Source organism: Deltaproteobacteria bacterium GWA2_45_12 (genome assembly GCA_001797365.1).
Lineage (GTDB): Bacteria > UBA10199 > UBA10199 > UBA10199 > UBA10199 > UBA10199.
Genome location: MGPH01000021.1, coordinates 27,787 through 36,484, shown reverse-complemented (window position 1 = coordinate 36,484; position 8,698 = coordinate 27,787). Strand labels below are relative to the sequence as shown.

Here is an 8,698-nt window from a genome sequence, read left to right as displayed (position 1 = left end):
GGGGTCAAGAACAACAGGGATTTTTCTTCGGGAAAGAAAACCTGCCACTGTTTTGACAATGGAGCCATCCCCCAACATCCCGATTTTTACAGCCGAGAACTGGTTTACAGAACTCCATGACTGTAATTGCTGCTTCAAAAAAGATTTTGAAACCACCCGGGATGAAAAAAAACGCGTCTTACTTTGAACGGTAAGCGCCGTAAGAACCACAGCAGGCCAAAAACCCTTGGAGCTTACAACGGACACATCACGCACCAACCCCGCATGCCCGGAAGAATCATGACCTGCAATGATGAGTATTTGCGATGCCATAAGTCCTTCAATTCCTTATTTTTAGAGAATATCAAAGCGATTTCTGACCACGAGCTTATTAATGTCATGACATATGTATTGACATTATCACCAAACATATTCATACTCAAAACATGGCAGGCAAAACAACCCATATTCAGATGAGGGTCAGTCAAAAAGAAAAAAAAGCCCTTTATGGGCTTTCGAAAAAAGCCAAAATGGGCATGTCCGAATGGATACTGGAGCAGATTTTCCCGCCTCAAAAAGAAAAATGGCAACAGCTTGTAAAACAACTGGCTTCAAGCCAAAACCCGCAATTTGTCCTTGCAGACATTAACGATGTGCTCACAAGAACTTCCTCTCAAGAGTTTTCTAAAATAAGCTCCGAACCACCACTGGCAAAACTCACCCCCTACTGGCTTAATTATTTGGCTGCCATGGTTGAATATGCCGCTTCCATCAAAAACGTGCCTCCCCCGGAATGGATCATGACCATCCCTTCCCTGGAAAAACCTGTTTTTGGCACAGAGTTACTATCGTTACGGCTTCATCTTTTAACCCATTCTCCGGTTCCTTTTCGCAATCGAAATATTTTTATTGATTCAAGTTTGGGGGATCGCATTTAAATGCTTACAGAAAAAGATATTTTAAAATTGTTCGACTTTTTAAATGATGAGTTGAAAAAAAAATCCATCAAGGGAGAAGTCTGTTTGGTGGGCGGAGCTGTGATGTGCCTTGTATTTAAGGAACGTCCTTCCACACACGATGTGGATGGTTATTTTGAACCCGCAACACATCTACGGGAAGCCGCTAAAAAAGTGGGGCTTAAAGCCGGCTTTTCAGAAAACTGGTTAAATGATGGCGTAAAAGGTTTTTTAAGCCCCAAAGGAAAATTTCAAAACTATCTTGAATTAAGTCACTTGAAAATCTTTACAGCCAAACCCGATTATCTTCTGGCAATGAAATGTCTGGCCATGCGAATCGGGGAGGAGTTCCACGACCTCGATGATATCCGTTATCTTTTGAGGTTTTGTAATATCACAGATTACAAAGAAGCTTTGAACATCGTCACACAATTTTATCCCTTGGAACGTTTCCCTCAAAAAACCCTCTATGCCCTGGAAGAATTGCTGGGCAAAAAATAATTATTTCCCTTCAAAACTAATCCTCGGATCCACAACAACATAAAATAAATCCGATAACAACAAACCAAAAAGGGTTAAGATGGCGGAAATGGCTTCGATCCCCATGATAAGATTGTAATCCCGGCTTAACACTGCCTCAAAAGAAAGCATGCCCATACCGGGAATTGAAAAAATTTGTTCAATAATCACCGAGCCCCCCAACAAAGCCGGAAGAAGCCCCCCCATTAAGGTCACAAGGGGAATCATGGAGTTTCGGAACGCGTGCTTCCATAAAACCCTGCTCTCCCCCAACCCCTTGGCTCGGGCCGTGCGCACATAATCCTGACGAATCACTTCCAGAAAATTTGTTTTTGAAAACCGTGCAAGAAAAGCAAAACTGCCCACAACATAGGCCGTGATCGGCAACACCAAATGCCACGCCACATTGGCAAGCCATTGCCACCAGGGAAGAATCTCGGCTCCGTCAGAAACATAGCCTCTCAGCGGGAACCAATTGAAATATTCGCCGCCGGCAAAATAAACAAGCAACATGGTGGCCACCCAAAAACTGGGAAGGGAATAAAGCAAAAACAGATAAACCATCATGGCCTTGTCCCACACCGTGCCATCCTTAAGGGCCGACCACACTCCCAAGGGGATCGAAATAAAATAAATGATCAAAATGGTTAAAATATTAAGGGTAAGAGTGATGGGAAGTGCTTCAAGAATGCGGGAAAGAACAGGCCTTTTATCCTTGCTTGAAAGACCAAAATCAAGCTTCAAGATATTTTTGAGCCATTTTCCATAAAATAAGGTGTTTTTCCCAATCCAGTTAAGTGTCTTTTCAAGTTTTCCCTCTTCTGTTTTTCCTGTCCCGGCCACTTCATCAACAAAGTGTTTATACCAAGAAGGCAATTCAAGGGGATCTTCCTTGCTGGCAAGGGCCTCAGCTAACGCCTGGGGGGAAACTCCTTCTCCTACAAACATCAATTTCAATGTCACAGGATCCCCCGGGGCTAATTTCATGATGAAAAAAGTAAGCAAAGTAATCCCGAGAAGCGTGGGAATCATAATCGATAGGCGTTTAAGGATGTATTGGAACATTAATTCGGTACCCACTCCCTTATATCCAGCCCCGCTTTATGAACAATCACATTCGAGAAACGTTTTGAAACAACAACCAGAGCATCACTTGAAAACAAAAAAGTATAGGGTTGTTCATCATATAAAATTTCCTGAAAACGCCAATAAAGCTTGTTGCGTTCTTTTTCATTAAATTCCTGGCGGGCTTTTTCAATAAGATGATCGGCCTCTGCATTGGAGTAAGAAATGAAATTGGATCCCCCAGGGACACTTGCCTGGGATGAATGCCAAATCTGGTAGGGGTCATCTTCAAAACCCGTGGACCAACCCATCATGGTGGCATCAAAATTCTTTTTATCAATACGATCCAAAAAAGCGGCCCACTCCATTTTTTCAATATGCATCACTAGGCCAACTTTTTGGAGATCTTCTTTTAAAATAGTGGCCACACGTTCCGCTGATTTTGAAGCCGAAGGATATAAAAAAGTAAATTCGAAATTCTTTCCGTTTTTATCACGGACACCATCATCGTTACTGTCCACCCACCCTGCCTCATCAAGCAGTTTCTTGGCCTGTTCCGGATTGTAAGCATGGGGCACAAGATCGCGGTTATACGCTGGTGATTCAATGAAAAAAGGCCCCACCACAACACGCCCCAAACCAAAATTGAGTTTCTCCAAAAGTTTTTGCCTGTCTACCAGGTTTGTCATGGCCTGTCTGACCCGCTTGTCATCAAAATAAACCGCTTTGGTATTCCACCCGATATAACTAAACCCCGGAGACACATATTTTAATTTGTAAAACTGTTTTTCAAATTTTTCGGAATTTGTTTCCTTCATCCACTGGATGGGACGAAGCGAGGCCGTATCCAGTTCCCCTTTTTTCAACACCTGAAGGGCTACGGTGATATCGGCAATAATGGGATATTCAATACGTTTAATAGGGGGTTTTGTTCCCCAATAATTTTCATATCGTTCTAAGGACATCTTTTTGCCCGTTCTCCACCCGGCAAAGCGGTAGGGCCCTATTCCAATGGGATGTCGGTTGGCCGGGTTTTGTTCAAAATCGACCCTGCCATCATAAACATGTTTGGGAATAAGGGGGATATCCCCACAAACGCTTAAAGCCTTGAAATAAGGTTTGGTGGACACAAACCGCACCGTAAAATCATCCACTTTCTCAATTTTTGAAATCCCGGCATCCAGAAAATAGCCACGAATATGGGCCGCCTTGATTTTGGGATCCAGAATTTTCTGAAACGAATACACCACGTCATCTGCGGTAAAGGGTTGCCCATCATGCCAGGTAACATCGCGGCGCAAATAAAAGGTATATTGCAAATGGTCCGGGCTAATCACAAATTTCTCAGCCAGCTTCGGTTTCAGTTCAAGCGTGTCCCGGTCACGCTCCAGAAGTGAATCAAAAACCAGACTATTAATGGACGAGGCATAGGCGTCAGTAGCCAGTATGGGATTTAAAGTATCCGGTTCGGCTCCAAGGCTTTCAATAAGCGTAGAGGGGGGAATAAGGATATTCGAGGAACATTGGAGAAAAAAAACAAACAACAGAAGGCTTAAACAGGCCCCCTTGGAGAATTTTATTTTGCAGCGTGGAAATTCAGTTTTTTCCATGAAAAGGTAAGGATGGTTTTTCCTGAAACCATCCTGATGGTATGCGGGTAGGTTATCCCATCCACATTTTTAAAATCAAGGAAGGAGATCACCACTTTCTTGGGGCCTTTTTTTTCGACCCGGACAAGACGCCCTGACTCATCAGAAAATGGTTTGAACTTTTCATCTAGAGGTAGACGATACAACAAAAGAGAGACAAACTCACTTCCACTTAACGACAACGAGGAAATTTTCTTGAAACTTGTTTCAACGGCATTATCGGGTTCTCCGGCAGGCATCAGGTAAGTATTTTTCGAGTCAAACCCAACGGTAAAAAGGGTTTGTCCAAAATCATCGATGGCTTGGAAAATGGCTCCCCCATCACTCTCAATTGAAACGGCCTGATCAAAGACATGGCTTTTACCCCCATGTTTCCAGCTAAAAACAGCATGTCCTTTCAGGGTTGTTAGGGAAGAAGCCGCAAACACCTGTAGGGCGAAAATAGAAAAAAAGGGGAAAAAGACAAGAAAAGTCAACTTAACAGTCTGTTGACAAATCAAATTGACCCTTCGACCACCGCGTAGCGGGACCCCGTGTGCAGGACAAGCTCCCTCCAAAGGCGGGCAGGCAGGGTATCCTTTATTTTTCAATATTTTAATTGGACATGGTGAGCCCCGTCGAACCATGAACCGGGACTTTGTCAACAGACTGTTAAGGTATCCCATTATAAGCTTCCTATTTTTTCCTGAATTTTTCTTATTTGGGCTTCTTCAGAAACATCCTTTTCTTCTTTTTTACCCAGTTCAAAAAGAGCCTGTTCAAAATAGGAAAGGGCTTTTCTCTTGTCTTTTTTAAACAGGTAAACATCTCCCAAATGTTCCAAAATGGTGGGCTCCTTGGGAGTTAACTTGTTGGCTTTTTCAAGATGGATAAGCGCTTCCTCAATATTACCTTTTCTGAAATAAACCCATCCAAGGCTGTCAATCATAAAACCATCCCCTGGCTTTAGTTGAAGTGCTTTCTGGACAAGACTTAAAGCTTCATCAAGATTCATGTTTTGTTCAGCATAAGTATAACCTACAAAATTAAGTGCCTGAACATTGGAAGGATTGGCTTCCAAAACCTTCTTCATGCTCTCGATGCTCTCCTTCCACTGCCCCATTTTTTCATAGGTAACCCCCATGACAAAATAAAGTTGTTCGTTATGGGGAACAGCCGCCAACCCCGTCTTCAAGATGTCCAAAGCTTTTTGATATTCTTTCTTGGAGGCATAAAGTGAAGAAAGCATGTCATAAAAAGAAGGCTGCTTATTCTTTTTGGCCAAAGCGGCATTGACAACTGAAATAGCTTCATCAAGTTTTTTGTCATTTTTAAGGAGAAGGGCTTGCCTGGCCACACTTTCAATAAACAAATCGGATGTCGATGGCATTTGGGCAAACCAGGAAAGTGCCGCCTCGGTGTTTTTGGCTTCCTGGTTTAGGATTCCCAAATAATAAATGATGCGATCCGCCTTTGGATTTTGTTGATGTAACCCCTGAAATATTTCAATGGCATGGGCAAAATCCTTTTGTTCATAATAAAGAAGGGCAATTTTTATATCCACCGACATATCACTGGGAACCAACTGTTTTAGCTTCAAAAAAGCATCGAGGGCCTTGGAGTAATCTTTTTGCGCCAGATAAACCTCACCCATAAAGGCATAAATTTTTGGGTCATCCGGATTTAAATCTGTCAGAATTTCGTATTGGCGAAGGGCCTTGGAAAATTCCTTTTCAGTTGTATAAATATTGGCCAAAAAATAACGTGTAGCCAGTGACCCGGAATCAATTTTTAAAAAATATTCCAAGGTCGCTATCGCTTGGGGCACCTGACTTACCGACAAGTATTGTCTTGCCAATAACTGGTAAGCATCTTCACGCTTGGGATCTAATTTAATCGCTTTATTGTAATAAATAACGGCCTTGTCATGGAATTGCTTGGCCGAACAAATCTTACCCAGAAGAAGATTCAATTCAACATCATCAGGATGCTTTTCATAAACCTTGAGAGCCAGCTCAAGAGCTCCATCCAATTTGTTCCCATGGGCTAATTCATAGGCTTTTTGAAGGGCTAGATAGGAAGAAGATGAATCTTTTTTAAAAGCCTTGTCGAGATAAAACAAACTGTTTTGCGCACTCCCCTGATAGGCCTGTAACTCGGATACAAGATAATAGTACAGGCTATTTCCCTTGTCAGATATGGCTTTGGTGGAAGTCGGCTTGTTTTTTTTTGACGAAGATGGTTGGGCCCCTTTTTTGCCCCCACAGGCAGAAAAAGAAAGAATCCCCACAAGAAGCAAAAGAAATATTCTTTTTGAATGAAACATAAATTTCGCCCCTACATCCCCAACACATCCCGCATATCATAGAGGCCTGGTTTTTGTTTTTGTAACCACCCCGCCGCACGTAGCGCTCCCTTGGCAAAGGTAGCCCGGCTAGTGGCAATGTGCTTGATTTCGACACGTTCACCGATTCCGCAATATATCACTGTATGATCTCCTACAATATCCCCACCACGAATCACTTGCATTCCAATCTCTCCCTGTGGGCGTTCACCAATTAAGCCTTTACGTCCAAAATTGAAATCATTGGGATATTTTTTACCCGTAGCTTCAGCCAAAACCCGGGCCAAACTCACCGCGGTGCCTGAAGGGGCATCTTTTTTAAGCTTGTGATGGGCCTCTAAAATTTCAATGTCAAAGGAATCACCCAAAAGAGTGGCCGCTTCTGTCACAAGTTGGAGCATCACATTGATACCCACACTCATATTTGAGGCTTTGACAATGGGGATTTTTTTGGAAGCATTTCCAATGGCTACTTCCCCTTCCTGATCAAAACCGGTGGTCCCAATGACCATGGCCCATTTTTTTTGGATGGCAAGTTTAACGTTTTCAAGACTCGCCTCGGGTGATGTGAAATCAACAACCACGGTTTGACCCGCAGATGAAATTTCGGTCAAAGAAGAAACAAGAGGGACATTTAATTTTTGCGTGCCGGATAAAAGCCCCACATCCTGCCCCGAAGCAGAATGCCGTGAATGTTCGGTAGCTCCCACCAATTTTAATTTGGAGGAACTTAAAACCTCACTCACGAGGGTTTTCCCCATACGCCCCATGGCCCCGGTAATGATGATGTTTGTTGGCATATTTTGAGTCGCTCGTGAACTCGTCGCTCGTCGCTCGTGAACCCGTATGACGAGCACTCGAGTTCACGAGCGACGAGCATTAAATAATTCCCAACCCCTCCAATACCTTCTTCAATCTTTCCCGATTCACCGCCCCCATGGGTACCAAGGGAAGACGGTATTCCTCGGAAATAAGCCCCATCATGGCCAGGGCGGCTTTCACGGGAATGGGATTGGTTTCAAAAAACATGGCCTGATGAAGTGGCAGTAATTTCTGATGCAAGCTTTCAGCTTCTGCAATCTTCCCCTCGCGCACAAGACGATCCTGCTGGGCGCATTCTTTGGGGACCACATTGGCGGTGACCGAAATGGCCCCGCAAGCCCCCAGCTTCATCATGTCAAGGGTCAGTGCATCTTCACCGGATAATATTTCAAATTTTTTGGGGCACATTTCGATAATTTTTTTCATCTGTTCCAAAGAACCTGAGGCTTCTTTAATGCCCACGATGGCATCAATTTTGGACAGCCGGGCCACCGTTTCAGGAAGCATATTCACCGCGGTACGTCCTGGCACATTGTATAAAACAACAGGGATGTCAGCCGACGCGGCCACCGCCTTAAAATGCTGATACAAACCCTCCTGGGTTGGCTTGTTGTAATAAGGAGTGATGTGCAGTGTGCCATCGGCACCCAGTTTTTGGGCCGCTTTGTTAAGCCTGACTGCTTCGTGGGTGGCATTAGACCCGGCACCGGCCAACACTTTAACACGTTTATTTACCTGCTCGATTGTAATGGCAATGACGCGATCATGTTCTTGATGCGTTAATGTGGCCGATTCCCCTGTTGTCCCGCAAGGAACGATGACCGACGTGCCATTTTCGATTTGACGATCAATTAATTTTCTGAGTGCCCCCTCATCAATCGACCCGTTTTTAAACGGAGTGACAATGGCGACCATGGAACCTGTGAACATAATTTTCTCCTCGTAGGCAGACACATGGGTCTGCCCCTACGCGTACGGGCGGGGTCACCCCGCCCCTACATATTTATTTCTCCTTCGAATACCGTTGTGGCCGGACCCGTCATCCAGACACGGTCATCATCCTCATCCCAAAAAATTTCCAAAACACCCCCTCTTAAATGTACCTTAATGTTTCTTTCGACCTTGCTATTTAAAATACTGGCCACTGTCGCGGCACATGCCCCTGTACCACAGGCCAGAGTCTCTCCGGAGCCTCTTTCCCAGACACGCATTTTGATGTTTTTACGGTCAATCACCTGAATAAATTCAACATTGATCCTGTTTGGGAAAAAAATATGGTCTTCAAATTTTGGGCCCATTGTTTCAACGGGAAACAAATCAACATCACTCACAAAAACAACACAGTGGGGATTTCCCATCGAAACACAGGTAATTCGATACTCTTC

At 44.0% G+C, this 8,698-nt stretch carries 8 protein-coding genes and 2 pseudogenes (2 of these 10 running past the window's edge); 2 read left to right on the top strand and 8 right to left on the bottom strand.

Annotated elements, in window-relative coordinates:
* Positions 1-312: pseudogene (locus tag A2048_05300) on the bottom strand (hypothetical protein); it reaches 420 nt to the left of the window's first position.
* A gap of 113 nt (positions 313-425) precedes the next feature.
* Between A2048_05300 and A2048_05295 the strand changes: the two are divergent.
* Both A2048_05295 and A2048_05290 read left to right on the top strand, forming a co-directional pair.
* The gene (locus tag A2048_05295; protein OGP09839.1) at positions 426-917 is read left to right on the top strand and encodes a hypothetical protein; all 492 of its coding nucleotides are present in this window, start codon (positions 426-428) and stop codon (positions 915-917) included.
* A complete protein-coding gene (locus A2048_05290) occupies positions 918-1,436 on the top strand; it encodes a hypothetical protein (protein ID OGP09838.1) in 519 nt (172 codons plus the stop codon).
* Here A2048_05290 and A2048_05285 read toward each other — a convergent pair whose 3' ends face one another.
* The 7 genes and pseudogenes from A2048_05285 to A2048_05255 all read right to left on the bottom strand — a co-directional run.
* Positions 1,437-2,519, bottom strand: a complete 1,083-nt coding sequence (locus A2048_05285; GenBank protein ID OGP09837.1) for a hypothetical protein — start codon at positions 2,517-2,519, stop codon at positions 1,437-1,439. It abuts the gene before it with no gap.
* Positions 2,519-4,129: a hypothetical protein gene (locus tag A2048_05280; protein OGP09836.1), complete on the bottom strand. Its 1,611-nt coding sequence runs from the start codon at positions 4,127-4,129 to the stop codon at positions 2,519-2,521. The genes A2048_05285 and A2048_05280 overlap by 1 nt, the downstream gene beginning before the upstream one ends.
* Entirely contained in the window at positions 4,096-4,644 is a 549-nt protein-coding gene (locus A2048_05275; protein ID OGP09835.1) for a hypothetical protein, read from the bottom strand. Before A2048_05275 ends, A2048_05280 begins: the two co-directional genes overlap by 34 nt.
* Positions 4,645-4,832: 188 nt before the next feature.
* Complete coding sequence (locus A2048_05270) at positions 4,833-6,473, bottom strand: hypothetical protein (GenBank protein OGP09834.1); 1,641 nt, start codon at positions 6,471-6,473, stop codon at positions 4,833-4,835.
* Between the two features lie 11 nt (positions 6,474-6,484).
* The gene (locus A2048_05265) at positions 6,485-7,291 is read right to left on the bottom strand and encodes a 4-hydroxy-tetrahydrodipicolinate reductase (GenBank protein OGP09833.1); all 807 of its coding nucleotides are present in this window, start codon (positions 7,289-7,291) and stop codon (positions 6,485-6,487) included.
* A 79-nt stretch (positions 7,292-7,370) separates the two neighbouring features.
* The gene (locus A2048_05260) at positions 7,371-8,243 is read right to left on the bottom strand and encodes a 4-hydroxy-tetrahydrodipicolinate synthase (GenBank protein OGP09832.1); all 873 of its coding nucleotides are present in this window, start codon (positions 8,241-8,243) and stop codon (positions 7,371-7,373) included.
* A 65-nt stretch (positions 8,244-8,308) separates the two neighbouring features.
* Positions 8,309-8,698, bottom strand: a pseudogene (locus A2048_05255) (hypothetical protein); it runs 336 nt beyond the window's last position.

Coding starts and splice junctions, on each gene's coding strand:
- A2048_05285 (OGP09837.1), bottom strand. CDS start 2,519: ATGTTCCAATACATCCTTAAACGCCTATCGATTATGATTCCCACGCTT.
- A2048_05295 (OGP09839.1), top strand. CDS start 426: ATGGCAGGCAAAACAACCCATATTCAGATGAGGGTCAGTCAAAAAGAA.
- A2048_05270 (OGP09834.1), bottom strand. CDS start 6,473: ATGTTTCATTCAAAAAGAATATTTCTTTTGCTTCTTGTGGGGATTCTT.
- A2048_05290 (OGP09838.1), top strand. CDS start 918: ATGCTTACAGAAAAAGATATTTTAAAATTGTTCGACTTTTTAAATGAT.
- A2048_05265 (OGP09833.1), bottom strand. CDS start 7,291: ATGCCAACAAACATCATCATTACCGGGGCCATGGGGCGTATGGGGAAA.
- A2048_05280 (OGP09836.1), bottom strand. CDS start 4,129: ATGGAAAAAACTGAATTTCCACGCTGCAAAATAAAATTCTCCAAGGGG.
- A2048_05260 (OGP09832.1), bottom strand. CDS start 8,243: ATGTTCACAGGTTCCATGGTCGCCATTGTCACTCCGTTTAAAAACGGG.